28 protein-coding genes are annotated in these 25895 nt (G+C 53.2%); 10 read left to right on the top strand and 18 right to left on the bottom strand.

Going from position 1 to position 25895, the window contains the following annotated elements; translation table 11 throughout:
• Positions 1-67 precede the first annotated feature (67 nt).
• From G5B47_RS06880 to G5B47_RS06870, 3 genes are all read right to left on the bottom strand, one after another.
• Positions 68-1000 (bottom strand): HD-GYP domain-containing protein, encoded by a 933-nt coding sequence (locus tag G5B47_RS06880; RefSeq protein WP_165095994.1) that lies wholly within the window; start codon positions 998-1000, stop codon positions 68-70.
• A gap of 16 nt (positions 1001-1016) precedes the next feature.
• On the bottom strand, positions 1017-1622 hold the full coding sequence (locus G5B47_RS06875; RefSeq protein ID WP_165095992.1) for a hypothetical protein: 606 nt from the start codon (positions 1620-1622) through the stop codon (positions 1017-1019).
• A 119-nt stretch (positions 1623-1741) separates the two neighbouring features.
• Entirely contained in the window at positions 1742-4714 is a 2973-nt protein-coding gene (locus G5B47_RS06870) for an ABC transporter substrate binding protein (RefSeq protein ID WP_165095988.1), read from the bottom strand.
• 296 nt (positions 4715-5010) lie between these two features.
• Here G5B47_RS06870 and gtfA point away from each other — a divergent pair, with 296 nt between their 5' ends.
• Together gtfA and G5B47_RS06860 are read left to right on the top strand one after the other, a co-directional pair.
• Positions 5011-6465, top strand: coding sequence for a sucrose phosphorylase (gtfA, locus tag G5B47_RS06865; RefSeq protein ID WP_165095985.1), 1455 nt, complete (start codon positions 5011-5013; stop codon positions 6463-6465).
• A gap of 104 nt (positions 6466-6569) precedes the next feature.
• Positions 6570-7547, top strand: a complete 978-nt coding sequence (locus G5B47_RS06860) for a LacI family DNA-binding transcriptional regulator (protein ID WP_165095982.1) — start codon at positions 6570-6572, stop codon at positions 7545-7547.
• A 44-nt stretch (positions 7548-7591) separates the two neighbouring features.
• On the opposite strand, the gene G5B47_RS06855 is transcribed toward G5B47_RS06860, so the two are convergent.
• Positions 7592-7846 (bottom strand): YciI family protein, encoded by a 255-nt coding sequence (locus G5B47_RS06855; RefSeq protein ID WP_165095979.1) that lies wholly within the window; start codon positions 7844-7846, stop codon positions 7592-7594.
• 214 nt (positions 7847-8060) lie between these two features.
• Between G5B47_RS06855 and G5B47_RS06850 the strand changes: the two genes are divergently transcribed.
• Positions 8061-9071, top strand: coding sequence for an LLM class flavin-dependent oxidoreductase (locus tag G5B47_RS06850; RefSeq protein WP_165095977.1), 1011 nt, complete (start codon positions 8061-8063; stop codon positions 9069-9071).
• A gap of 91 nt (positions 9072-9162) precedes the next feature.
• Positions 9163-10395, top strand: coding sequence for a peptidase T (gene pepT, locus G5B47_RS06845; RefSeq protein WP_165095975.1), 1233 nt, complete (start codon positions 9163-9165; stop codon positions 10393-10395).
• Positions 10396-10506: 111 nt separating this feature from the next.
• On the opposite strand, the gene G5B47_RS06840 is transcribed toward pepT, so the two are convergent.
• The 5 genes from G5B47_RS06840 to hxlA all read right to left on the bottom strand — a co-directional run bounded on the left by G5B47_RS06840 (position 10507) and on the right by hxlA (position 13904).
• The gene (locus G5B47_RS06840) at positions 10507-10908 is read right to left on the bottom strand and encodes a winged helix-turn-helix transcriptional regulator (RefSeq protein ID WP_165095973.1); all 402 of its coding nucleotides are present in this window, start codon (positions 10906-10908) and stop codon (positions 10507-10509) included.
• Positions 10909-11509: 601 nt separating this feature from the next.
• Complete coding sequence (locus G5B47_RS06835; RefSeq protein WP_165095971.1) at positions 11510-11872, bottom strand: HAD-IA family hydrolase; 363 nt, start codon at positions 11870-11872, stop codon at positions 11510-11512.
• A gap of 8 nt (positions 11873-11880) precedes the next feature.
• On the bottom strand, positions 11881-12513 hold the full coding sequence (locus G5B47_RS06830; RefSeq protein WP_165095969.1) for an HAD hydrolase-like protein: 633 nt from the start codon (positions 12511-12513) through the stop codon (positions 11881-11883).
• Between the two features lie 193 nt (positions 12514-12706).
• Positions 12707-13264, bottom strand: a complete 558-nt coding sequence (gene hxlB, locus G5B47_RS06825; RefSeq protein WP_165096645.1) for a 6-phospho-3-hexuloisomerase — start codon at positions 13262-13264, stop codon at positions 12707-12709.
• Between the two features lie 7 nt (positions 13265-13271).
• Positions 13272-13904: a 3-hexulose-6-phosphate synthase gene (gene hxlA, locus G5B47_RS06820; RefSeq protein WP_165095967.1), complete on the bottom strand. Its 633-nt coding sequence runs from the start codon at positions 13902-13904 to the stop codon at positions 13272-13274.
• A gap of 255 nt (positions 13905-14159) precedes the next feature.
• On the opposite strand from hxlA, the gene G5B47_RS06815 reads away from it, so the two are divergent.
• The gene (locus G5B47_RS06815; RefSeq protein ID WP_165095965.1) at positions 14160-15572 is read left to right on the top strand and encodes an MATE family efflux transporter; all 1413 of its coding nucleotides are present in this window, start codon (positions 14160-14162) and stop codon (positions 15570-15572) included.
• A gap of 299 nt (positions 15573-15871) precedes the next feature.
• Here the strand turns inward: G5B47_RS06815 and G5B47_RS06810 are convergent, their stop codons facing one another.
• Positions 15872-16150 carry a hypothetical protein gene (locus G5B47_RS06810; RefSeq protein ID WP_165095963.1) on the bottom strand — a complete coding sequence of 93 codons (279 nt, stop codon included), beginning with the start codon at positions 16148-16150 and terminating at the stop codon, positions 15872-15874.
• A gap of 213 nt (positions 16151-16363) precedes the next feature.
• On the opposite strand from G5B47_RS06810, the gene G5B47_RS06805 reads away from it, so the two are divergent.
• Together G5B47_RS06805 and G5B47_RS06800 are read left to right on the top strand one after the other, a co-directional pair.
• A complete protein-coding gene (locus G5B47_RS06805; RefSeq protein WP_165096642.1) occupies positions 16364-17320 on the top strand; it encodes an ATP-binding protein in 957 nt (318 codons plus the stop codon).
• A 16-nt stretch (positions 17321-17336) separates the two neighbouring features.
• Positions 17337-18218: a tetratricopeptide repeat protein gene (locus G5B47_RS06800; RefSeq protein WP_165095961.1), complete on the top strand. Its 882-nt coding sequence runs from the start codon at positions 17337-17339 to the stop codon at positions 18216-18218.
• 92 nt (positions 18219-18310) lie between these two features.
• On the opposite strand, the gene G5B47_RS06795 is transcribed toward G5B47_RS06800, so the two are convergent.
• The 8 genes from G5B47_RS06795 to G5B47_RS06760 form a co-directional block, all read right to left on the bottom strand.
• Entirely contained in the window at positions 18311-18559 is a 249-nt protein-coding gene (locus tag G5B47_RS06795; RefSeq protein ID WP_165095959.1) for a type B 50S ribosomal protein L31, read from the bottom strand.
• Positions 18560-18677: 118 nt separating this feature from the next.
• The gene (locus tag G5B47_RS06790; RefSeq protein WP_165095957.1) at positions 18678-19580 is read right to left on the bottom strand and encodes a GNAT family N-acetyltransferase; all 903 of its coding nucleotides are present in this window, start codon (positions 19578-19580) and stop codon (positions 18678-18680) included.
• A gap of 43 nt (positions 19581-19623) precedes the next feature.
• A complete protein-coding gene (locus G5B47_RS06785) occupies positions 19624-20655 on the bottom strand; it encodes a potassium channel protein (RefSeq protein WP_328804472.1) in 1032 nt (343 codons plus the stop codon).
• 78 nt (positions 20656-20733) lie between these two features.
• A complete protein-coding gene (locus G5B47_RS06780) occupies positions 20734-21126 on the bottom strand; it encodes a DUF350 domain-containing protein (RefSeq protein WP_165095955.1) in 393 nt (130 codons plus the stop codon).
• Positions 21123-21803: a hypothetical protein gene (locus G5B47_RS06775; protein WP_165095953.1), complete on the bottom strand. Its 681-nt coding sequence runs from the start codon at positions 21801-21803 to the stop codon at positions 21123-21125. The genes G5B47_RS06780 and G5B47_RS06775 overlap by 4 nt, the downstream gene beginning before the upstream one ends.
• Positions 21790-23001, bottom strand: a complete 1212-nt coding sequence (locus G5B47_RS06770; RefSeq protein ID WP_165095951.1) for a glutathionylspermidine synthase family protein — start codon at positions 22999-23001, stop codon at positions 21790-21792. Before G5B47_RS06770 ends, G5B47_RS06775 begins: the two co-directional genes overlap by 14 nt.
• Complete coding sequence (locus G5B47_RS06765) at positions 22998-23708, bottom strand: hypothetical protein (RefSeq protein WP_206107262.1); 711 nt, start codon at positions 23706-23708, stop codon at positions 22998-23000. The genes G5B47_RS06770 and G5B47_RS06765 overlap by 4 nt, the downstream gene beginning before the upstream one ends.
• 33 nt (positions 23709-23741) lie before the next feature.
• Complete coding sequence (locus tag G5B47_RS06760) at positions 23742-23957, bottom strand: hypothetical protein (RefSeq protein WP_025337002.1); 216 nt, start codon at positions 23955-23957, stop codon at positions 23742-23744.
• Positions 23958-24215: 258 nt separating this feature from the next.
• Between G5B47_RS06760 and G5B47_RS06755 the strand changes: the two genes are divergently transcribed.
• Genes G5B47_RS06755 through G5B47_RS06745 form a run of 3 tightly spaced genes read left to right on the top strand, consistent with a single transcriptional unit; the run spans position 24216 to position 25857 of the window.
• Entirely contained in the window at positions 24216-24770 is a 555-nt protein-coding gene (locus G5B47_RS06755; protein WP_165095949.1) for a TetR/AcrR family transcriptional regulator, read from the top strand.
• A 4-nt stretch (positions 24771-24774) separates the two neighbouring features.
• Positions 24775-25173 carry a DMT family transporter gene (locus G5B47_RS06750; RefSeq protein ID WP_165095947.1) on the top strand — a complete coding sequence of 133 codons (399 nt, stop codon included), beginning with the start codon at positions 24775-24777 and terminating at the stop codon, positions 25171-25173.
• A 48-nt stretch (positions 25174-25221) separates the two neighbouring features.
• A complete protein-coding gene (locus tag G5B47_RS06745; protein ID WP_165095945.1) occupies positions 25222-25857 on the top strand; it encodes an NAD(P)-dependent oxidoreductase in 636 nt (211 codons plus the stop codon).
• Positions 25858-25895 lie beyond the last annotated feature (38 nt).

The following is a 25895-nucleotide window of genomic DNA, read 5'->3' as shown; positions in this document are numbered from 1 at the left end:
GGAGGGCAGCCGCAGGCGTTTACCGAGTATGCGATAGAGATGAAATAAAGACCCTCCTTATAAGGCCTCATAAGGAAGGTCTTTTCTCTTCGGGCTTCAGTATCCCGTCGGCAATTAACACCTGTTCAAACAACCGGACCAATTCGGCGTCATAATGGATGCCCGAAAGCCGTTTGAGCTCGTCCATCGCGACTTCCGCCGGAAGCCCCTTGCGGTATGGCCGGTCGGAGGTCATCGCATCGAAGGTATCGGCAACGCCGATAATTTTGGCTTCAAACAGAATCTCATCTTCCTTAATCCCGTAGGGATAACCGGAGCCGTCCAGGCGCTCATGATGCTGTAGAATGATATCACTAATATTGTTGTAATATAAATCCTTAACCATGACATAGCCGTCATAACAATGACGCTTCACAATCTCAAATTCCTCTGCCGTCAAGCGCCCCGGCTTGTTCAGAATTTCTTCGGGGGTATGAATCTTGCCAATATCGTGAAATGCAGCCGCAAAATATAAATCTTCCAGCTTATCCTTAGGGATTTTAAGCATTCTGGCAATCATCAGGCAGTACTTCTGTACCCGGCCGCTGTGCTTGAATGTATAGTTATCCTTTTCTTCTACCCGTTTAATGATATTTTCAAGCTTCCTGATTCGATGGCTGATGAGATGAAAAGCCGGTTTTGTTGTATGCCACAGCAGCTTCACATCTGTCAGAGTGCTGAAATACACCGTCTCCTGCAAATAATGGGTGTAAAAATAATCTCCTTGGCCCAGAACGATATTCCCCTTGTCGCCCTTGTAGCTGCACTGGCCTTCGAGTATGTAGAAGAACTCCATCGTATCGGCTTCTTCGCCGGGATAAACATAGAACTGCTTATCTTGTTTAATCGTCTGCAAAATTACTTCAGAGCCGTCACCTTTAGCCAATAGGAAATATTTAGAGGAACCTTCATGTTCTTGTGCGATGCTGTCTCCTTCACTTCCCAAGTTCAGGCCCTTCATAATTTTCAGTCCTCCCTTATAACGATACAACGATAGGATCGATCCAAACCTCGCGATCCGCAATCTTCACAAGCTTCCAGAAACGTTCGGCAATTACGCCAAGTTCGGCCGCTTGAGCGATCGCTGTGTCGGCAATTTGCAAGGTTTCGTTATACAAATCCGTAACCAGCTTGTCCAGTGCACTGGTATAAATTTTGGTGCGTTCAGCGATCAAAGTGCCTTCCGAAGTTGCGTTAGCGTTAAATTCGGCAATTTGATCCTGTGCAGCCTCCGAATCCGCTCCTTCTGGGGTGAACAACTGTTGAACCAAATTATCGGAAGCAGTCTTTACATCCGCAACATCAGCCGAGATTTGCGCAGTGTCCGGATTCAGCTCGGCCGCGGCCTGAAGCTGTTTGATCACCTGAATATCTTTCAAGTAATCCTCTTGTAGTTTATCGGCTTCTGCGACAGCTTTTTCAATCTTTTCATCAATTTCTTGGTTGGCCTTCTCAATAATTGAGAGTGCAGTCTGTTGATCTTGGGTGAGACTGTCGGCCCCCGGCGATGCGAAGACCGCGCCAGCAACCATAAAAAGAGCCAGCATAAAGATCAATCCGCTTGCCAATAGCTTCTTTACCATGTCCACTTTCCTTCCGCGAATGGGTTGAATTTCAGTTTAATTATAGTATCGAAGGTTGTCATTTACCAGTTTTATCCGTTAAAGAACGGGCATAAATCGACGGATTATTAGGCATTTTTTCAACACTTTTCAACATTGATCATTTGGCGGGCATATTGGCGGGTCCAAGCCTGTACCTGGCCCTCTGCAATCGGACGGCTGATATAGTAGCCCTGTACCTTGTCGCAGTTGACCCGTCTTAGGAATTCGAGCTGTTCCTTCGTCTCGACGCCTTCCGCCGTAACAATAAGTCCCATATCGTGACCGATCGCGACGATGGAGCCGGCCAGCGGCATACTGCTTCCTTCACCCGGAAGGCCGTCGATAAACGATTTGTCGATCTTCAGCGTCGTTATCGGCAGCTGCTTCAGATAGCTGAGGGAAGAATACCCTGTCCCGAAATCGTCCAAAGCAATGCCGATGCCCTGCTGCTTCAAATACTCCAGCTTGATGCTGATCTCTTCAAAAGACTCCATAATGATGGACTCGGTTATCTCCAGCTCCAGGTACCTGGGGTTCAGCCCCGTTTCGCGTAAAATCTTCAGCACGGTTTCCGCGAAATCGTCCATCAGCAGCTGGATGACCGATATATTGACCGAAATATGATACGGTCCCAGCCCCTGACGATGAAGTCCGGCAAGAAAAAGACAAGCCTTGCGCAGCACCCATTCCCCTATCGGGATAATCAGGCGGCAATCCTCCGCAATCCCAATGAAAGACAAAGGGGAGACAAAGCCCAGAACCGGGCTGTTCCAGCGAATCAGCGCCTCGAACCCCCACAGTTCTCCGTTGGGAAGAGTCACCTTGGGCTGGTACTGCAAAGACAGCTCGTTGTTATCGATGGCCTCCCGCAGATGCTTCTCGATGATCACCCGTTCGTCAAAATACTGCTGCATATTCTGTCCATACAGCATGTACGTCCCTTTACCCGCCTGCTTGGCCCGGTACATGGCAATATCGGCGTTCTTGAGCAGTGCTTCGGCGGTCCTGCCATCACACGGGTACTGGGCGATTCCGACGCTGATGGAGACATGCACGGTGCTGTCGCCCAGCTGAAACGGCTCTTTGAAGCTCTGAATCAGCGCTTCGGCGTAAAAAACCGTCTGCTCCGGCTGCTCCGTGTCCTTGAGCAGAATGACAAATTCGTCTCCGCCGAAACGGTAGCGCCTGCTGTTGCCGGCGGACAGCGCGAGCAGCCGCTCACCGGCCTGCTTAAGGAGCAGATCGCCGAATGTATGGCCCATCGTGTCGTTAATATATTTGAAGTTGTCGATGTCCATGAAGAACAATGCGGCTTGTCCGCTCTCATTCTCCTCGATGAACGACTTCAGCTCTTCCGTAAGTGACAACCGGTTCGGCAATCCGCTGAGCTCGTCATTGAAGGCAAGCACCCGGTATTTTTCCTCGCTCGCCTGAAGCAGCGTCTGGTTCTCGACCACCTTGTTGTACTGCTCCAGCAGTTCATCCTGAAGGGCGGTCAGCTCCTCGTACGTCGATTCCAGCTCCTGATAGCTCATCTGCAGCTTGCTCTCATACCCTTTGCGGTCCGTAATATCCGTCATCGAGCCGGCGAACCGGACGTAGCCGCCCTCCTCGTTCCGCTGCACCTTGCCTCTGGCCTGGAACCACTTGTACTCCCCGGACTTGGCGCGTATCCGGTATTCGCTGTAATAATAGACCGTCTTTCCGGACAGGTGATCCTTCCGCTGCCGTTCCTCCTGCTCGAGGTCGTCGGGATGAATAATGTTACTCCAGCCGATATAATGCTCGTCAATCTCCCCGATTTCATAGCCCAGAAGCTCGTACCACCGGTCCGAGAAGTAATAGATCATCGTCGTCATATCCAGGTCCCAGATGACCGCGTCGGCGCCGAACGCCGCCAAGGAAAATCTCTCGTTACTCTCCATCAGCTGTTTGCGGATTCTTCTAACCACCCCGGCATGGAACAGCAGAATAGCGATGAATACAATCAATACGGAGAACACCGCGATAAGGATAAGCACAAGGCCCCGATAAGTCTCGTAAAAAGAGAACGGCTTGTTAATCACCTCGCTGCCCGGCGGGAGGTCCTTCACTTCAATATGGAAGTGCTCCAATTGGTTGTAATCAAACACATTGCGACTCGTGCCGGCAAAAGAGACGGGAATGGTGTCCGGATTTTCTCCGCCCAGGACACGCAGCGCCACATTCGCGGCTTTCTCCCCCAGGAGCTTCCCGCTGAGCAGGTTTCCGCCGAATGCGCCGTGATTGAGTCCGTATTCATACATATAGTAAAGCGGTACTGTACTGATGGCCGAAAGTTCACTCGAAAACCGGTCAAGCTCGGTAACTTTGCCGGTAACATCGCTATAAAAGGTTGTCGCCAGCAGGATGCTATCGGAAGAAAGCGACAATACGGTCCGGTTGATTTCTTCTTCTGACATTTGGTTCATGCTGTGGAGCTTCAAGCCAAGGTTCATCGAATTCAGTTTCTTTATGACTAATTGGGCCGTAGACAAGCCGCTCTCCGAGTTATCGTATACAAGATAGACATTTCGGATGGAGGGATTAATGTAAAGCGCCATTCTTATCGTTTCGGAAGGGTCGATATTTTCGATTACGCCACTGATGTTCTTCTGGTCCTTGATTTGATCATAGCCGATCTCATTGATGCCGCTGAAAATAATGGGCGCGTCGCTTAACAGCTCTTTTCGGTTCTTGGCTGCAAAATCGAACGCGCGGTCATCTGTCGTTATAATAGCGTCGATATGTAATTTTGCGTATTTGCCCTTGATCAATTCGTAAAAGCGCTGCAGATTTTCCTCGCTCGGATACCTTTTCCAGTCCAGGTATTCCGTATAAATGACGGGAGGAATCTTCGAGCTCTTCAGCCGCTCTTCAATGCCGTTGTTCTGGTCATCCGTCCAAGAGAATCCTTTATGATAGGAGTGCAGGATCAGTACATTCTGCTGGGGAGCTTCCGCCGCTCCTTCGGCCATTGTCGGGCAGAGGCCCATCAAGAACAGAACAAGCAGTAATAACCGCCAGATTCCCTGCTTTGTTGTATATACCATTCCTGATCCCATATCCTCACCCCGCTTCGAAATGCCTGCATCCAGCTGCGAAAATTTTTCGGTAAATTTCGACAATATATAGATTCTAGGCTCAACTCTCCCTTCCTTCTATTGTCGGAAGAAAGTCTGTAATTTTACATATTTGTAGAGAGAAGGCGCGAAAAATATTTTGGAGCAACCCTGAAATCAGGGTATGCTAACCGGTTGACATATGCAATATACGGCTCTTATACTGAAAGTGTCTTCATTAGTCTTGCGATCTGCCCACCATTCCAATTGAACAGGAGCCGATTGAATTGACCATCAAAAACGAAATTATGCTGATTACGTATGCCGACAGCCTAGGCAAGAACCTGCACGAGACCGCCGAACTGCTCTCCGCCCATTTCAAGGATATTGTTGGAGGCGTTCACATTTTGCCTTTTTACCCCTCCTCCGCCGACCGGGGATTCGCTCCGCTTACTTACGAGGAGGTCGATCCCGAGTTTGGAAACTGGGATGACGTCGCCAAGATTGCAAACGGTTTCTATTTGATGTACGACTTCATGATCAACCATATCTCGCGCAGCTCTGCGTATTTCGAGGATTTTCAGCAGAACAAGGATTCCTCTCCCTACCGCGACCTGTTCATCCGTTACAAGGACTTCTGGCCGGGCGGCGAGCCTACGCAGGAAGATGTGGACGCGATCTACAAGCGCAAGCCGCGCGCGCCTTATATTGATGTAACCTTCGCGGACGGAACGGCCGAGAAAATCTGGTGCACGTTCGACGAGGAGCAGATCGACCTTAATCTGTATACGGAAACGACGAAACAGTTCGTGAGGGAACAACTTCAGGGATTGGCCGAGCGGGGCGCTTCGATTATCCGCCTGGATGCTTTTGCATACGCTACCAAAAAGGCGGGCACGAGCTGCTTCTTCATCGAACCGGACACGTGGGAAATGCTTGATGAAGTGAAAGCCATACTGGAGCCGTACGGAACCGAGCTTCTCCCCGAGATTCACGAGCATTACAGCATTCAGCTGAAGCTGGCGGATAAGGGCTACTGGGTCTATGACTTCGCGCTGCCGATGCTTGTGCTCCATGCGCTCTACAGCGGAAAAGCCGAACGGCTGAAGCACTGGCTGAACATTTGCCCGCGCAAGCAGTTCACCACGCTGGACACGCATGACGGCATTGGCGTGGTCGACGCCGCCGATCTGATGACACCCGAGGAAATCGAGGAAACGAAGAACAATCTGTTCTCGCAGGGCGCCAATGTGAAGCGGGTCTACAATACGGTGGCTTACAACAATCTGGATATCTACCAGCTCAACTGCACCTACTATTCGGCTCTTGGCGACGATGACGATGCCTATGTGCTGGCCCGCGCCATCCAGTTCTTCGCGCCAGGGATTCCGCAGGTGTATTACGTCGGGCTGCTGGCCGGCAAGAACGATATCGAGCTGCTGGAGCAAACAAAGGTTGGCCGCAATATCAACCGCCATTATTATACAAAGGAAGAAGTCGTAGAGAATCTGGAGCGTCCCGTGCTGAAACGGCTGTTCGCGCTAATGAAGTTCCGCAACAGCTATCGCGCTTTTGACGGCGACCTGACCGTAATGGACACAGGCGAGGCCTCTAAGTTAGAATTGATCTGGACGAACGGTCCGCTTCGGGCCGTACTGCGCGCCGACCTTGCGGCAAGAACCTTCACCGTGCATTATACGGACGAGCATACCGGCGAAGAGACGCTGCTGGCGGGCGTATAACGTTTTTCCGACGACAAAAAATGTGTTCCTTTCGAAGGCGCGATTCATCTGTATAAGGGTGAACGCGCCCTTTGCTTAAGGAGCCTGCAGGCAGGAGCGATTGCATGCCCACGATTAAAGATGTGGCTTTAAAGGCCGGGGTTTCCGTTACCACCGTATCCCGGGTGCTGAATAACAGAGGGTATCTGAGCGAGGATTTGAAGAAAAAAGTATACGGCGCCATGGAGGAGCTGAATTACCGGCCCAATGAGCTGGCCCGTTCGCTGAGCCGCTCCAAGTCGAATATCATCGGACTGATTATTCCGCATGCGGCGCATCCCTTCTTCGGAGAACTGGTCAGCCACATCGAGGAGCACGCGTATCTGCGAGGGTACAGGCTGCTGCTCTGCAACTCCCATCTGGACAGGCAGAAGGAAGCGGAATACATCGATATGCTGCGCTCCAGCCGCGTCGACGGCATTATTCTGGGCAGCCACACGCTGGAGGTCGAGGACTACCGCCAGATACATCTGCCCGTGGTGACGTTCGACCGGCAGATCAGCGCCGACATTCCCTACGTCTGCTCCGACAACTACCGCGGCGGGGAGCTGGCAACGGCGCGGCTGGCCGACAAGGGCTGCCGCAAAATCGCCCACATCGGCGGGCATCCCCATCCCGACCTGCTCGCATTGAAGCGGCTTGACGCCTTCAAGGAGATCGCCATGCAGCGAGGACTGCAGCATGTCGAGGTACATACCGATTGGGATGGGTTTGACTTCGCGGAATATGAGCGTCTCGTCAATCGGCTGCTGGAGGAGCACCCTGACGTGGACGGCATTTTTGCCAGCAGTGATGTGATTGCCGCTTATGCGCTTAAAGCTTGCCTGGCCAGGGAACGGCGGGTGCCCCAGGATATCAAAATCGTCGGCTACGACGGCATTTCGCTCCGCGGCCTGCTCACGCCCGTTCTGACAACGGTCGCCCAGCCGATTGCCGAGATGGCCCAAAAGGCAGTCGAGCTCATCACCCAGCAGCTGCAGGGCAACAAGGTCCCGGCGGAGAATGTACTGCCGGTGCGCCTGATTGAAGGAGAGACAGCATAGGAAAAAGAAATCCCCCAGGTTTATTGGGGGATTTTGTGTATTTTCTAACGCAGATGCCACTCCTTAACCGTTACAGCCGAAGAACCGCTTCGGATCAGCGGGTCGGCCTGGCCGATCTTCTCCGCTTCATCAAGCGACGATGCCGTGATTAAATAAGCGCCGCCCGAAGAGTCGCTAAAAGGACCGTACATTTCGAGACGGTTCTCTTTTTTTAACTGATCTAGATGTTCATAATGCCCTTTGATATCGTCCGGATTGAACCGTTCCGTTCGCTCCGTAATGATTAAGTACCGGTTCATGGCCGTTCCCCCTATCGGATATACGTTATATACAAATGATAACAAACGATGTCAATGCTTGCCATAAGCTTTGCGGCTGGCCGGGAACAAACCAACCCTTACTTAAAGTATGTAAATGATGTTTAGTTATGCTATAATGCCTGTACTGTGCTGGTTGGCAGTTGTGAACCCTGCTTCTTCGATAGATAAACCATGTTGTATAGGAGGCTTAGCCATGAACAAGCTTCAAGATATACCCGTATCGGTGCTCGATCTTGCCCCGATTGTGGAAGGCGGATCGGCGGCGGACGCCCTCCGCAACGCGCTGGATCTGGCGCGGCATGCCGAGCGGTGGGGATACCGCCGCTATTGGCTGGCGGAGCATCATAACATGCCCGGCATCGCCAGTTCGGCCACTTCGGTCGTCATCGGGCATGTGGCCGCCGGGACCAAGAGCATCCGAGTCGGCTCGGGAGGCATTATGCTGCCGAACCATGCCCCGCTGATGATCGCCGAGCAGTTCGGCACGCTGGAATCCCTGTTCCCGGGCCGCATCGATCTTGGCCTGGGCCGCGCGCCCGGCTCGGACCAGCCGGCTTCCCGGGCGATCCGGCGCGGGCTCGGCAGCGACGGCAGCGACTTTCCGGAGCAGCTGGCCGAGCTGCGCGCCTATTTTGAGCCCGGCGCGGCGAACTCGCGCCCTCCGGGCGTGCGGGCCGTCCCCGGCGAGGGCCTGAGCGTGCCGATCTGGCTGCTCGGCTCCAGCGGCTTCAGCGCGCGGCTCGCCGGACAGCTCGGACTGCCGTTCGCCTTCGCCAGCCATTTCGCGCCGGACTATCTGCTGCCCGCGCTTCATCTGTACCGCAGCAGCTTCCAGCCCTCCGCGGAGCTGGATAAGCCGTACGTCATGGTCGGCCTCAGCGCCGCCGTTGCCGACACGGCGGAGGAAGCCCGGCGGCTCGCGACTTCCGCGCAGCAGCAGGCGCTGAGCCTAATCCGCGGCCGTCCCGGCAAGCTGAAGCCGCCGGTGGACAGCATGGAAGAGCTGTGGAGTCCGCAGGAACGGGCCCTTGTCCTCGGCAGGCAGCAGTACGCCGTTGTCGGCGACCAAGCCGCCGTGCGGGAACGGATGGAGCAGATTCAGGAGGAGACCGGAGCCGACGAATGGATCGTCACCTCGCAAATTTACGACCATGCCGCACGCCTTCGCTCCTATGAATTGCTTGCCGAGATCCTTATCAGGTGAAGACCCGGGCGGGAACCGCCGGAAATAGGGTTTGCCTTCGGAACATGATAAAATAAATTGCAGCATTGAAGATCCAGAGGAGATGAAGAGAATGAAGCAAGAGGTTATAGAACGCTTTATTTCATATGCGCGTGTCGATACGCAGTCGGATGAAGGCAGCCAGACCTGTCCTTCGACGCCGGGGCAGATGATTCTGGCCCGGAAGCTTACGGAGGAACTGGCCGAAATCGGCATGGAGGAAATTACGATCGATGAGAACGGCTATGTGTTCGCCTCGCTTCCGTCCAATAGTGACAAAGATGTGCCGGTTATCGGTTTTCTCGCCCATGTGGACACCGCCACCGAAATCACGGGCGCAGACGTTCAGCCGCAGATTGTGGAAGCCTATGATGGCGGCGATATCGTGCTGAACAAAGCGCTGAACATCGTGCTTTCGCCGTCAGGCTTTCCGGAACTGAGCGGATATTCGGGGCAGACGCTGATTACGACCGACGGCACGACCCTGCTCGGCGCGGACGACAAGGCCGGGATCGCCGAAATTATGACGGCCATGCATTACTTGAAGCAGCATCCGGAAATCAAGCATGGCAAAATCCGGGTGGCCTTTACACCGGACGAAGAAATCGGGCGCGGCGCTCACAGATTCGATGTTCCGGCCTTCGGTGCTCAGTTCGCGTACACGATGGACGGGGGACCGCTCGGAGAGCTGGAGTACGAAAGCTTTAACGCGGCCGCGGCGAAGATCATTTTCCACGGCGTCAATGTACACCCCGGCACAGCCAAGGGTAAAATGATCAACTCCGCCAAAATCGCCATGGCTTTCCACGAGCGGCTGCCCGCCGGGGAAGCGCCGGAATTCACGGAAGGCAAGGAAGGCTTCTATCATCTGAATTCGTTCCAGGGGACCGTGGAGATCAGCCGGCTGAATTATATTATCCGCGACTTTGACCGCGAGCGGTTCGAGGAACGCAAGGCGTACATCCAGGCCCTGGCCGACGAATTCAGACAGACTTACGGGGAGCACAGCGTCGTGCTGGAGCTGAAGGACCAATATTACAACATGCGCGAAAAAATCGAGCCCGTAAGCCACATCGTCGATATCGCCCATACGGCCATGACCAATCTCGGCATCACGCCGATTGTCCGGCCGATTCGCGGAGGGACCGACGGCTCCCAGCTGTCCTATAAGGGGCTGCCGACGCCGAATATTTTTGCCGGCGGGGAGAACTTCCACGGCAAGTTCGAATATATCTCGGCCGATTCGATGGTCAAAGCGGCCGAAGTGATTATCGAGATTGCGCAGCTGTTCGAGCGCCAGGCCTGATCTCCCGGGCAGCTCATCACTCCTTTATACAAAAGCCTCCGAAGCCTGGCGTCAATTGCCATGCCCGGAGGCTTCTTTATGCGTAATGGAAGGTTGCACAGACGGTTTCATTTATAATCTTGCCGAACTGAGCGGTCCCTCTTCCTCAGCCGGTCGTCCGTCTTTCCAAATGACATTTTCCCCGTAGTTTTTGCCCCAGTCGTACATCATGCGCAGGACGGGCATCAGACTTTGGCCATATTCCGTCAAAGAGTATTCCACTCTCGGGGGGACCTCCGCATACACTTTGCGTAGTACAAGCTGATCCTCCTCCAGCTCCCGGAGCTGGTTCGTCAGCATTTTTTGCGTGATATGGGGAATGAGCTTTTTCAGCTCGCTGAACCGTTTCGTACCGTCCAGGCCGAGATGCCATAGAATAATCAGCTTCCACTTTCCGCCGATGACGGCCAGAGTCAACTCTTTTTCACAGTTAATTTCCTTAAGATTGATCCGGTCCTTGATGTCCGTTGCCATGCTTGCACCTCCTTTTGTTGATATCATACTACAAAAAAGAAACGCATGCCGCCCTGGATAAGGCAAGTTCCGTGAGGACGTGGCGTAAAATATGGCGATTTGGACTTTCGAGCGGGCAAGCTTCAGTGAACAATTCTTCAGGTTTAAGCGTTTCTCCACGTTCATGCAGTCGGCCCATTTTGTTGGTGTATTTTCCGGCGCAAATAAGTATTCAATAGCTTATCTAATTCTACAATTCTGCTGACAAAGCTTCTTCCTTGGTTGATATTTTTTTCACAAGGTTAATATCGGCATGTAAAAGAAGGAGTTGAGCTATGTTTTCTTGCCAAAAAAATTCATTAGAGGCTATTGAGGGGAAAAGAGAGGATATCAAGGCGGCACATAAATCATAGGCTGTCGTCCATAAAAAATAAGATATCATTTCAAGTTGTATTGAGTAGTTCTGCCATGGCATAAAGCAAAGACTGAGGATCAAAGGAATTAGCAAAATAAAGAACAATACCTTTTTGTATTTGAATGAAGATCCTATGGAGTGAACAATAGCATACATCAGTAAACCATAATGAAAAGAGCATTATAAACATAACCTCCATAAGCAAATTCACCTCTTTATGACTTCATAAATTTCCTGAGGATTATTTACTATTGCTTTGAAGGGTCCTTTAACTAATAATTCAGCGGAATCAAATCCCCAAGTTACGCCAATAAAAGGAACATCTATTTTTTTGCAAGCCTCTACATCTCGCAGTTCGTCGCCAATATACAAAACTTGATCTTTCGGAAGATTGTAATGATTAATTAATTTTTTAATGGCTTTATCCTTCCCAAAAAGATTGCTGGCTCCAAAAACATAATCAAAGATTTGGATTTGATTGGCAACCAGGAAATGATTGATATTATCCTCTGTATTTGAAGATAGAATTCCTAACTGGTATCCTTCCACCGTGAAAGCTCTATCTAACAAGACATCCTTTATTCTCCTTTAATGAAGCTCAAGATATCACCAGGCTTGGCAGCAATAAAAGTCGGCTTCCCTTGTTGAAGAAGTGTAGATGAATCGTAGCCCCAAGTTACACCAATGCTTTTTATCCTTAACCGATTAGCAGCCTTGATGTCTCGCAGTTCGTCGCCAACATAAATGAGATCCTCTTTTTTTAAGTTGAATTTTTTGCAAAACTGATTCAGGTCTCTAAATTTCGTAAAAGGATTAGATGAAAAATACTCGTAGTCAAAGAAATCCATTCGATTATTTGGAAGAAACTCGCGGGTAGCCTTTTGGGAATTGGATGTAATAAAACCGATTTTAATATTCCGAGCCTTTAAATCATGAAGCAGCTTTGAAATTCCCTCCACGGCTTTCATCGTAGGGAAAGCATCCTGGTAACCTGCTTTAATTAACATTCCAACGATTGGCATCTGGTGCCAAGGTACCCCTAATAACTTACAACGATTTCGAATGGATAAACGGCTAAGTTCTTCCACCTGGTCAGGTTGAATACTTCGGAATCCTTTAGTTACAGCGATCTGGTTAAATAGTTGAACGGCTAGTGATCTTGTATTCACCAAAACTCCATTAAAGTTGAATACAATGCATACTTGTTCCATATTTCAATCTCCTTACTCTAAATATTTTACAGAAAATATTTAGACGAATCCAAAAATATCTATTAATTCAAAGATATTCTACATATAAGAGTGAGTCAACGGTACTAAGTCCTTAATTAAAACGAAAAGAAACCCTGCGTCCTAAAAGTAAAAGACGTGGGTTTCTCGATAATCTGAACACATACCGCGCAGGCTACTCCAGATTGGCATGCTTGCCGAACATTTGAGTTGTCGTTTGACCCGTTTTATCCATTAGCCGCAATATAACGGCATCATAGAACAGGAGGAGCGTCTGCTCAAACAGCGAGGCCATCGGCTGAATCGTCGAACCGCTTCCAGCCGCCTGATCTTTCGGTGCTCCGGGGAGCTTCACCGTATCATTGGCCAGACGTCCAATCGTCGACTCCGGGTTAATCGTAAGCGCGGCTACGCCCGCGCCGAGTGCCTTGGCTTTATTTGCCATCGCAATCAAGCTCTGCGTCTCTCCCGAGCCGGAGCCGAGGATAAGCAAATCTCCATCAGCGATACCGGGAGTCACTGTTTCTCCGACCACATAAGCTTCCTTGCCCGCATGCATCAGCCGCATGGCAAACGCCCGTCCCATTAGACCGGATCTTCCTGCTCCCGCAAGGAAGATCCGTTTTGCACGAAGAACCCGTTCGGCGAGTTCCTCCGCTTCCTGCACGGGAAGCCGGGATACGGACCGCTGCAGCTCATTGATAATTTCCTCTGCGTATTGTACGGTGTTCATCGGCCGCTTATGACTGACTGACAAGACGCTTCATTTCAGCAGCAACTGCTTTTTTGTCGTCTTGTCCAGTAATGCCTCCGCCTACGATGACAAGGTCCGGTTTCGCCTCGATCACTTCAGGCAGCGTGTCCAGCTTGATGCCGCCCGCGATGGCCGTCTTGGCCTGCTTGACCACACTCTTGATCGCCTGCAGATCCTCAAAGGAGTTCTTGCCTTCGGCTTGATGATCGTAGCCGGAATGAACGCAGATGTAATCGACGCCAAGAGCGTCCACTTCCGCCGCTCTGCCTTTGATGTCCTTGACGTTAATCAGGTCGACGAGAACTTCCTTCCCGCTTTTCTTGGCTTCATCAACCGCGCCTTTGATCGTGGAGTCGTCGGAAACACCGAGTACGGTAATAATATCCGCGCCCGCTTCAGAGGCTTTCATCACTTCGTAACCGCCCGCGTCCATAATCTTCAGGTCGGCCAATACCGTAAGCTGCGGAAAAGCGTCCTTGATCGCTTTTACAGCGTGCAGTCCTTCATTAATCACGATCGGGGTTCCAATTTCAACAATATCTATATAGTCGGCTACCTCCGCTACTACTTCTTTCGCTCCGGGAATGTCTACCAAATCAAGCGCCAATTGCAGTTTCATGGGGTCATGTCTCCTTCGTGGTTATATAATTTATTGCTACGTCTATAGTAGACAGTACATTTCCATTTAGGAAGTAGGCACTTCAACGTGGCGTAGTCACCTGGAGGATACTATTGTTCCGTACCGGGATTTTTCAGGAAAATCATAATCTTTTGGTTAAACGGGAAAAAGGGGTGAATTTATCCAAAAGCTGTGCTAATATGATCCTTTGGAATCAACGGAGAATCCTGACTTTACAAAAAGAAGGTGACCTTCATGGCTGCTGACACCGCTGTGAACAAGACGGAAAATGAAAGCCCCTCCCATGAAAAAATCAGTCTCGTCAAGCTTACCTGGCCGATCTTCCTCGAACTGTTCCTGTTCATGCTGATGGGTACGGTAGATACGTTTATGATCAGCTCCGTTTCGGACGATGCCGTATCCGGCGTAGGGGCGGCGAACCAGATCATCCAAATCGCCATCCTCGTGCTCAGCGTTGTCGGAAACGGCGCAGCCATCGTCATCTCCCAGTACCTCGGCTCCAGAAAGCTGCTCGAAGCGGCGGACGTTACCGCAAGCTCCATTACGCTCAGTCTGGGCCTGGGGGCGCTGCTGAGCATGATCTTCCTCGTATTCGGGGGAACCTTGCTGTCCGTCCTTAACATACAGGGCGATATTTTTGTCTACGGGAAGACGTACATTGTTATTGTTGGCGGTTTTATTTTTTTCCAGGCGCTGATTAACGCCCTTGCGGCCACGATTCGCACCCATGGCTTCACCAAACAGACGATGCTGCTGTCGCTGCTTATGAACATTCTGCATGTGGTCTTCAACTATATTCTGATCTTCGGCCACTTCGGCTTCCCGGCGCTCGGCGTGCAGGGCGCGGCCATTTCAACCGTGCTAAGCCGCCTGATCTGCCTGTTCCTGTTCTTCCTGCTGATGTACCGGATCATGGAAGTGCGCATCAAGTGGTCTTCTTATATTTTCCTAAGCAAAAGCTACGTCATGAAAATACTGAAAATCGGCATCCCTTCCGCTTTCGAGTCGATTATCTACCAGGCATGCCAACTCGTGTTCACGCTGTATATCACCTATTTGGGTGCGGAAGCTTTGGCGACCCGCCAATATGCGCTTAATATTTCAAGCTATGTATACCTGTTCAGCATGGCGGTAGCGATGGGCACCTCCATTATCGTCGGTCACCTTGTGGGAGCGAAGATGCCGCAGGAGGCTTACAGGCGGGTGTTCCAAAGCGTCAAATGGGCGCTGCTCGCCACCGTACTCATTGATCTGGTTGTCATCGCCTTCCGCATCCCGCTCTTCGGGCTGTTCACGGACAATGGGAATATCATTCTAATGGGGGCTCAGGTGATGCTGCTCAGCTTCTTGCTGGAGACGGGGCGAACCACCAACCTGATCATCATCAATTCCCTGCGGGCATCGGGAGACGCCAACTTTCCGGTATATATGGGGCTGATCTCCATGGTATGCATGAGCCTGCCTCTGGCTTACGTACTCGTCTTCCAGTTTCATCTGGGGCTTGCCGGGGTCTGGATCGCGAACGCCGCCGACGAATGGACGCGGGCGGTCATTATGTATTTACGCTGGCGCAGCCGCGCCTGGGAGAAATACGCGCTGGTCGAGCGCGGCCCTGCCGAAGGCGAAGCGAAGTCTGTGCTGACCTGACTGCGTTTTCCGGGACACGGCGGAGCTTCGTTCCCTGCTAAAGCCGGGACGCAGCCGAAAATAAGAAAAACTCCTATCGGAGCCTCTCGAAGATGTTGCCGAATCCCTCTTAAGTGGTTGTTTTTCTTGCAATATCAGGAAGTCTGGTCTTAGAAGTTTATACTTCCTGATATTATCAAATAAGCAGGGCCGGGAAAGAAACAGCTTCTTTCCCGGCCCTGCTCTTTTATTGCCTGTCAAACCGCTCTTGGAAGCGGCGGCCTCCCGGCGACAAGGCCGAAAGACCATCGCCGCCCTGGTCAATCAACGTAGCCGGCCAAGCCCTTATCCATCAGGTAGTCCATCTCCGCATCCAGTATCCGCTCGACCGTCAGCTCGTCCAGCTTGACGTCGCGGCGGCTGAGCACATAATCGACCAGATCGTCGCTGTCGATGTCGACCTCTCCCTTGGCGTTCGCCTTGGCGCTGTTAATATACGTCTGTTCATGCTTCAAAATAAGCGTGATCGCTTGGGAATCGGCTTTCGTCTTGCCCGCGATATAGGCGATCATTTCCCGCTCGTTTATGGGTTGATTCATATGTGTTCATCCTTCCTGCTTGGAACTGCAAACCCATTGTAGCATAAGCCCCCCGCCTGCATACAGCGAAGCCTTGGAGGAACCGGGCAAATTGCGTCCCTTTTTTTGATTGCTTATAATACTAGATAAGCTGCGTCCTCTGTACTGTGACACGTTCATTAGGAACGCTTCTCAGCAGCAGTAGGCGCTTTTGGGTGAAAGGGCGTGAATGCCGTGCCTCATGACGAGCAGGATAAGAACCGGATCAGACCAAAACTCAAGGTGATTTCGTTCAACGGGGACGAGAGCAGCCTTGTCGAAACCGAGCAGCCGCAGGTTACCTTTCAGGATGTCGGCGGAATGGAACAACTCAAGAAAAAAATCCGCCTGAACTTTATTCTGCCGCTTCAGCAGCCGGAAATGTTCCAGGCCTTCGGAAAGACGGCGGGAGGCAGTCTCCTGCTATACGGGCCTCCGGGCTGCGGCAAGACGTTTCTTGCCCGGGCGATCGCCGGGGAGATCAACGCCAACTTCCTGCATGTCGAGCTGCAGGCCATTCTTTCCATGTACATCGGAGAAAGCGAGCATAATCTGCATGATTTCTTTGAAAAAGCGCGACAGGAAAAGCCCTGCGTCCTATTCATCGACGAGCTCGACGCGCTTGGCGGAAGCCGCCATCATATGCATCAGCACCATAACCGTATGCTGGTCAACCAGCTCCTGATCGAGCTCGACGGACTGCAGTCCTTCAACCATGAGGTGCTCGTCATCGGCGCGACGAACACCCCATGGTATCTGGATTCGGCGCTTCGGCGGCCGGGGCGGTTCAACCATCTGTTATTCGTGCCGCCGCCCGAGTCTACGGAGCGGGAGCTTATCCTCGGCCTGAAGCTTCAGGGCAAGCCGCAGGAAGGGCTGAACCTGAAACGCTGGGCCGAGATGACGTCGCATTTCTCGGGCGCCGATCTGGAGCAGATTGTCAGAGATGCGGTGGAGCGGGTGATCGAGCGTTCGCTTGAGAGCGGCAGCATCCAGCCGATTACGGACAAAGATATGAAGGCGAGCATCGAGGGGCGCAAACCGACGACGCTCGACTGGTTCTCTACAGCCAAGAACTACGCGACCTTCAGCGATATCAACAAAGATTACGAGCAGGTGCTGGAATACGTGAAGACCCACCGAATCAAATGAACAGGCGGTGATGCCCGTGAGCTTGCACAGCCCTGACGGCTTCCACTATGAGCGGGCCTTTCAGCTGATGAACTGGCGGCGCTTCGCGGAGGCCATTGAGGAGACGGAAAAGTGGATACGCGAAGATCCGGAGAACGCCGATGCGTACGGAATGCTGGCGCAAATCCACATGAAAGCCGGCAGTTATGACCACGCTCTGCATTGGGCGGCGGAGGCTCTCCGCTGCGATCCGGAGAACGCGCTCGGCTGGTTCGTGCGGGCCGTATCGCTGTATTCGCAGGGCAATGAGGCGCTGTTTCTGGAAGCGGCGGCGGAAGGGCAGCGGATTGATCCGCTGGAAAGCTATTATCCTTTTCTCAAATTCAATATTTACCATAAAAAGGGAGACTTCCAGGCGGCCCGGGAGGAAATGGACCTTGCCCTCCGGCTTGCTCCGGACCGCTCCCTGTTCCTCGCAGCCGACAGCTATCTGCGCGCCAACTCACGCGATGTCGAAGGCTCGCTCTCGTCGGAGCGCATGGCGCTGTTCTACGATCCCGAAGACGACCAGACCTTTCTCTATCTCGCCTGGGCGGCGGAAAGACGGGGCGATTACGCCAAAGAGATCGAGTTCATGAAGAACGCGGTCCGCATCGACCCTACGGACGAGCAAATCCGCCGCGAGTATTTGAACAGCCTGCAGAAGAAATACTGGTTCTACCGCGTGCTGCTCCTGCCGTTAATCATGAAGAAACGGCTTCGCAATTGGCAGTTTTTTTTCGTCTGGATCGTGCTTTGGGTCGTATTCCGCCCCTTGGTGCTGGTGTTTCTTCTCCTGTATGTGCTGGCGTACTGGCTGAGCAAGCTGCTCGTCCGGGTGCAGGTGTTCGGCTGGAGATCATTGTTCCGCAAGATATAGCCTGAGGATAGGACTAACGAAAAAAAGGACCAACCGCAGACGGCCGAAGCCTGAAACGATTGGTCCTTTTGGGCTGATATATGCTTTTGGCGTTATTTCTTGTAGTTCAGCCGCTGATTGAAGCGGTCGATGCGGCCGCCGGTGTCGATATTCTTCTGTCTTCCGGTATAGAAAGGATGGGAAGCCGAGCTGGAATCGACCCGGATCACCGGATACGTCTTGCCGTCCTCCCACTCCATCGTCTCGTTCGAAGACTTGGTGGAAGCGCTCAGAAATTTAAAATCCGCGCTGGCATCATAGAAAATGACCGGCTGGTATTTCGGATGAATGCCTTCTCTCATCGTAACTCCCTCTTTCTTAAATAAAATAGACATCTTTATTAACTTACCCTACTTTTGGATAAAGCTTTCAACAAAATGACCGCTTTCGTGAAAAACTTCGGAAAATACCGGGGCGGACCTATGATGGCACGGTGTCCGTCAACGCCAGCTCCATATACAGCAGCTCATGTGCCGGGACAAAACCGGCTCGCTCCAGTGCAGCAGTAAAAAAGGCGTCGGCGGCCGGAATATGAACTGCTCTTGCTCCCGTACCGTCCGGGGTTCCGGAGAGCAGCCGGGACAACAGCGTATCTGCGATCTCCTCCGTGTCCGGGCGGCCTCCTGCCACGCCGCATGGATAAATCAGCAGCGCGGACAACTCACCGGTCCCGGAATAAATCCGCCGGAACGGAAGATACCCTGCGGCTTGTCCTTCCTGCTCCGCGATCAGGCAGCGCCCGCCCTTCAGGCTCAGCCAATGCGTCTGCCACGGCCCGCGGTGGCGGTAGAAGGTAAGCGACGACGCCTCGGCCACGTCGGCTTCCCGAACCTCAATCCGAGCGGCCGCCTCAAGAGACGCGCCCCCTGATGACGGCTGGGCTCCGGCGGGCCGCTCGTAAAACCGCGTCATGCCCTTGTTCACATAGCCGCACCGCTCATACAGCGCAATGGCCGGGGCGTTCTGCACGAATACTTCCAGTGTCGCCAGATCGACGCCTTCCTCCCGGTAGCGCCGGATGCTCTCCTCCAGCAGCTGGCGCCCGCCTCCCTTGCCCCGATAAAAGGGGGCGACGGCGGTCCCCCCGTTCCAGGCCACCTTGCTTCCGTTCACCATGCGGATGCCGTTCAGCGTTAGGCCCGCCGGCCGTTCACCGTCGAAGAGCACGATGGACTGCTCGGGCAGCAGATCCTCATTGTGCAGCCGGGAGACAAATGCCGGCTCCTTCATCGACAAATCAACATAATAGTCCTCAAAACCCATATTCCATGCTTCCAGCGCCGTACTCAGCGGCACCTCGTTCAGTGTTCTGATACTGGCCATAGCGCTCCTGTTCCTTTCTCAAGCGGAAGTTCTTTCATTGCCGTTATCCCGTTTTGCCCGCGATTTTCCGGTAGGTGGCCTCGTCGGAGACGATATACAGCCTCGCATCCGCCGGAATCGGATCGTCCAGCCTGCGGTTGATGCCAAGATCATGGCGGTCGGCGATCAGGGTGGCTCCTTGGCGCAGCAGGCCCTGGAAAGCGTCCCCGTAGGTTTTCCACGACCGGTCTACCGGCACCTCGTAAATATCGTCGCCATGGGAGCGGCTGATGAGCTGCGTGATGACCTCGGGATTCCCTTCCTGCAGCGCCGCTCTTACCGCCAGCCGGGAGACGGCGTCATGCGACAGGACGAAGTCGTTGACCCGGACATGCCGGAAGTTCTGTACGTTCTTCTCCTGCATGATTTCCACCGTGGTATGTACATCCGGCGCAATGCGTTCAATGCTGGAAGCGATCAGCAGCGATTTGCCGTCCACGAGCGCGGGCTCGTCGATCCGGATATCGCCGAAAATAATCGCCGCCTTGGCCTTGGCGAGTCCCGCCTTCACCAAAATATCGTCGGAGGAAGGGTCGCCGCTGATGAAATGAACCTGCTTCATCTGCTCCAGCGGATGCTGACCCGATTCGTCGATAACAACGATGTGACCGTCCGGCGTATAGCTGAGAATTTCGCCTACCGCCGCCTGCGCCTTTTTGCTCCAATTGATAAGAATGACATGATCCTCTCCAAAAAACGGCAACCTCCCCGCCCTCCTCTGCCTTCCAATTTCCGCGATTGCGTCGATAACCTTTCCGATCACCAAACTAAGCAGCCCGATGCCGAAAATGTATAGAAAAATCGTAAATATTTTGCCGATGACGGTCTTCGCAAAAAAGTCCCCGTATCCGACCGTCGCCATGGTCGTCATCACCCAATAGAACGAATTGAACCAGCTGCCGAACGTATCCGGTTCCAGGAGGAAGGCAACCGTCGCACTGATCCCGACAAACAAGAGAATGCTCAGACCGATCGTTCTTTTCCTGACGTTGGTCATCATAGTAGACAGCTTTAACAAAAAGTGAATGGCAGTCACCCTCCCCGGATGTTCCGCAAAAGCCCGCAAAGCCGCCCGCCGCATAATACGGGGACAGCCCTGCGGGCCTTCAAATGGTTAAATAATCAGACTGCTGACCGCAAACGCGGTTCCGATAAAAACAAAGCACAGCAGCGTTCCCACCGCGACATTGCCCTGCTTCAGATGGTCGGAGATTCTAAAGCCGATCGTGACCAGCTCGAAAATCCAGTATGCTGCCACTAGACAGACATACCCGACGGCGAACCAGAGCGCCATAAACCAGATCGAGGAGTTCGTATAAGCCGCCACGCCGAGAATTATCGCGGTCGCCAGAAATTTCCCGCCGAGCGCCAGACCTACGGCAACATTGCCGTTCTTCAGCTCCTCCATATCTTTGAACGGGGTCATCCAGCTGAAGATCAGCATCCCCAGCAATTGAAGCGCGATGATGAAAATGACACTAACCAGAATATTGATAACGACCGTCAATTCGCCCACCCCCGAAATTTTGCATAAGCCAAATCATAATCGGCAAAATCGTGAACCTCTTCCAGCACGACCTGCACCGTCTTCTTCTTCTCCATCGCGGTGTAGCGCTTATCGTCGATCGGCTGCTTAATCCGGTTTCCCGATGGCAGCTCCACGACGGCAAAGTTTCTTGTCTTGTCCTTGTATTTCGTCTTGTATACGCCGATCAGATCGACGTCCGTTGTTACCGATACCTTCAGATTCTTCAGATCATCGGTCGCCGATTTCAGATCCTTGTAGGATTTGATCGTGGACCAGGAAGACAGGCGGACCTGATTCTTCTGATCGGCATCCGTCGTAATTTCGGCGTCCATGTATTGAAGGGTATAGATTTTGTCCCCGGTCGCGTAATTGCCGTCGTTAGGCAGCATCTCGTTGTTCGGCAGAATCGTCATATCGCTGCCGATCAGATCGCCGACCGTCCCCTCCACAACCCGGTAATCCCACGGCACCCGGGCTACATCACTGGTCGACGTCGCACTTGAATCCGTTGAAAATACACTGCCCGGATTATCGGAGCAGCCGGCCAGCGCCAGCACCGCCGCGATAATCAGCAGCAGAAGGGCCGCGCGGGGCGGCCGCTTTCCCCGAAGCCCGCTTGGGCCCGCTCCCAGCGTCTTATCCTTATTCTTGCGCAATTGCTCTCACTCCCATGGCAATAAAATGGCTTGTATTTCCGGTAATGGGCCCGCCGCCCCGCCCCAGCAGACCGCAGGGCCGGCCGTTGATCATGAACATGCCCGTAAGCAGGTGCAGCTCGCCCTTAGAGGTGTGAATCCTCGCAAGCTCCGCCCTCTTCTGATAGACGGAAGGGAACAGCACGCTGCTGTCGAAGCCGTCCTCATCCTCAAGCTCCAGGCTGCCGGATTCGTCATACATACGCACAGAGCCGCCTTCGCGGCCGAACATTGATTTGGACACGAAGTTTCCCGAGAACACCGGCTTGTTGTACGTAGGCAGAATATATTTGGCGATGGCCTCCCGCTCTTCTTCGCTGAACAAAAAGCCCAGCTCATACATGCCCCAGACTGCCGCCATCAGCCCTTTGGACTGAAGCAAAATGCTGGGGGGCGGATTAAACAGCGTGAGCTGGCCGGTCTCTACAGCATACGCCAAGGCGTCGCCGCCCTCATCCACCGCCATCCACTCTTTCGGGTACAGAGCGAACATCCGGTGAATCACACGGCCCTGCCCGTCTCTTACCGTTCCATCTTCAATTGTAAGCTCCAGGCAGTCGACGCATTGGATCGCGAGTCTGCTGTGACGGACCAGCGCTTCGATCGTGCCGGAATCCTCCAGATGGCTTCCGTAGTTCACGCAGGCGGCGGTATCCGGCCGTTCCTCGCCCCAGGCCGCGGCAACCAGCTCCGGCATCCCGCCATTCACGGTGGGAATGCCCGCCTGCGCGCATATCCATGGCGTCGCAATGGACGCCTCTACATAACCGGTCGGCGTGTCGGCGTTCAGCTCCAACAGCTTGATGCTGCCTGTCTCATCAATAGCGAAGTCAAACCGCGCATACCGGCTGATCAGCCCGGGCGGAGCGAGCGGCGCGCTGTCCAGCATCTCCCACAGTACTTCCGGGATGGCGAGCAGCGCGTACAGGTCGTGCCTGCGGTGAATATAGCGCGCGGTCTTGTCGAGAATGGCCCACAGCCGGGAGGAAGCCTCCTCAAGCTCCCGGTAGGTGTCCTCTCTCATAACGGCGACTCCGTCCAGCCAATATTCCTCGTCCTCGAGGTCTGCCCAGGCAAAGCCCAGGCGCCCCAGCTCCTCCACTCTGGAGGCCCGGTCTTCGCCGGAATGCTCCAGCCACTGAAATACGGGCTCCGTCATCCGCCGAACCCGAACCCGCCGCTCTTGCCCGAGCTGGACCGGGAGCTGGACCCAAGGCCCGACGATCTTGAGCTGGACGACGAACCGGACGAGCTTAGGCCGCTCGACTTGCCGCCGATCCCGCCCGCCTTGGAAGACGTCGACCGTCTCGTAATGGTGCCTGTCGTGGAGGTGGAGGTCTTCGGCTTCACCACAGAGCCGGCCACCGGCTTGTTCTGAAACGTCGTGCTGTTATAAGTACGCGGTTTATAGACCGTACGCGTGCCTCCATAATAGGCTTTGCGATGTTCATACCATCGGCTTGGCGAATAGCTGGAACCGCCGCCAAACAGCATGTGATACAGCAGCAGATCATCCCAGCCGAAGCCGGAGTTATAGCCGCCGTAGTTGTTGATGACCGTCGTCCCGTTCGACGAGTTCACACCCGGAGCCTGGGTGGGCTGAGCCGTGTCCTCCTCCTTCTGATCCGGGTACGGGATGTTCCAGTCCACATTTTTATCGAAATAGGCCTTGACCTCGTCTGTGGACCAGGATACCAGAGTCGGCTCGTCAGCCGACGAACTTGCCGTCGAAGCGCCCGGAACGAACAGCGCATTGGCCAACAAAGCGATTCCGAGCGAGGTAGACAGCACGCGAACCGGCTTGCCGCTCACAACCGGCTCCTGTTCCTTAAGCGATTCCTTTCCTCTTTCATTGTCTCTACCCAAAGCGGGTGCCTCCCTTGAATGTTAATCTTCTGCCTATTCGGTCCGCATCGGAACGAGCAGCAGCTCAAGCTTGCCCTCATCCAAATTGAGCCTGCCCTCCACCGTTTCGAATTCGCGGCCGCCGACCACCAAATAATTGACATGCTCCAGCGCGGCGATCATAGTGGCGTTCCATACGCGTTCTTCGATCGCATTCAGTGCGCCGTCCGGCATTTTTTCATATAAAATAACGCTCATTCCATTGTCCAAGCGAACAACCTTCCCTTCATGATTCGATTATCCTCTAATACGGGGAAATTCCGCCTAATGTTTCATGGAAACTGCCGGGAGAATGTAAAACCTTCCCATAATAGAATAATGCGTTCGTCCTACCGTAGGCAATCTTTTTTCACTGGCAGAACAGGTTGATCTCTGGGAGTCACGTTTGACAATACAGTTTTGGTTCAAATAAAATAATTAAAACAAAATATTTTCTGCGTTTCCCATTGAGAGAAGGGAGGGCTGCTGTTGAAACAAAGAATACTCGCCGAGGCCCGGCAGGAGATTTACAAGTCCGGCTTCCGCTTTACAATGGCGGATATGGCGAAGCGCTGCGGGCTCAGCACCAAAACGATCTACCAGGTGTATTCGTCCAAAGAAGAGCTGATTCTGGATATGGTTCGGCTGGCCATCGATGAGCTCGCGCAGAGTGAGCAGTCGATCGTGAGTGACCCGAAGCTGGGAACAATGGATAAGCTGAGAGCCTTGCTCGTCCTTTTTCCGCGCGACTTCCAGTTCTTCGATATCAAGCGTCTGCACGAGCTGCAGCGTTATTACCCGAATGTATGGAGCATTGTGGATTCTTTTTTGACGGAACAATGGGATGGTGTGACCCAAATGCTTGCGGCGGCTCAGGCTGAAGGACTGCTTGAAGATTTCAATAAAGCCCTGTTCATTCAGCTGTACATCGGGGGACTGTACCGGTTAATGGAGCAATCCTCCGCGGGCGGGATCGCGATAACGCTCAGACAAGCGCTGGATGAAATGGTTGACATTATGATAGACGGGATAAGGAAGAGGTGAGATTATGCACTGGTTGCTGCTGCTAGCCGCAATAGCCTCAGAGGTGGCCGGGACCACATTCATGAAGCTGTCCATGGGTTTTACGAAGCTTGTGCCTTCCGTTCTGCTCGCGGTCTGTTATTTGATTAGCCTGACCCTGCTTAATCTGGCGCTGAAAGGTGTCTCCGTCAGTGTCGCCTACGCGATCTGGTCCGGCGCGGGAACCGCTTTGGTGGCAGGGATCGGCTGGGTACTGTTCGGTGAACGAATGTCGCTTATCAAAATCATTTGCATCCTGCTCATCATCGCGGGTGTAGCGGGGCTAAACCTGACCGAAGGAAGACGCGAAGCAGGGAATTCTGGCAGCCCGCAGCTCGAGGCTCAGCTCTCCAAGGGAACCGGCGTTTCAAAAGATGGCCTGTGATCGGGCGCGCTGCCAGATGTACACTTTTTAATAAGGAGGATCAACTGTTTGGAACAACGGAAGGCGATAGCCATTATCGGAGGAACAGGCAAAGCAGGCCGTTATCTCGCGCGAACAGCGCTGGAGAGCGGCTACAGTGTTCGTATGCTTGCCCGGAATCCAGATAAAGTGAACATGAAAGACGGCCGACTGCAGGTGATTACCGGAGACGCCCAAAATGCACGGGACATTCGCTCTCTGCTGGAGGGCTGCCACGCGGTGATTAACACCTTCGGGCAGCCTGTAAGAGCCGAACCGCATTACAGCAGCGTCACCCATACTGTCCTCACGGTCATGGGGGAGTACGGAATTACCCGGTACATAGGGGTTGCTGGCGGATCGCTGGACGTCCAGGGCGACAGGAAGTCGTTATCAAGCCGGATCGTCTCCGCCCTGTTCGCCATGCTATACGGCAAGATGATCTCGGACCGCAAAAAGGAACTGGAGCTGCTCGTTCAAAGCGATATTCAATGGACTCTGGTGCGGTTGCCTTTTGTGGTGGAGGGATTGGAAACGGGCCATATCAAGGAAAATCTAAGGGACATTCCGGGAAGACGCATTACAAATTCGGACATCGCGAAATATCTCATCGGCCAGATCCACGAAACGAAATACGTTAATAAAGCGCCCTGCATTTCAAACTGAAGAAAGGGCCGCTGTTCTTAAATCCCATAAGTTTTAAT

Origin of the sequence: Paenibacillus apii (genome assembly GCF_011043685.1) — a bacterium.
Classification (GTDB): Bacteria; Bacillota; Bacilli; order Paenibacillales; family Paenibacillaceae; genus Paenibacillus_AQ; species Paenibacillus_AQ sabinae.
This window is presented reverse-complemented; position numbering and strand designations above follow the sequence as displayed.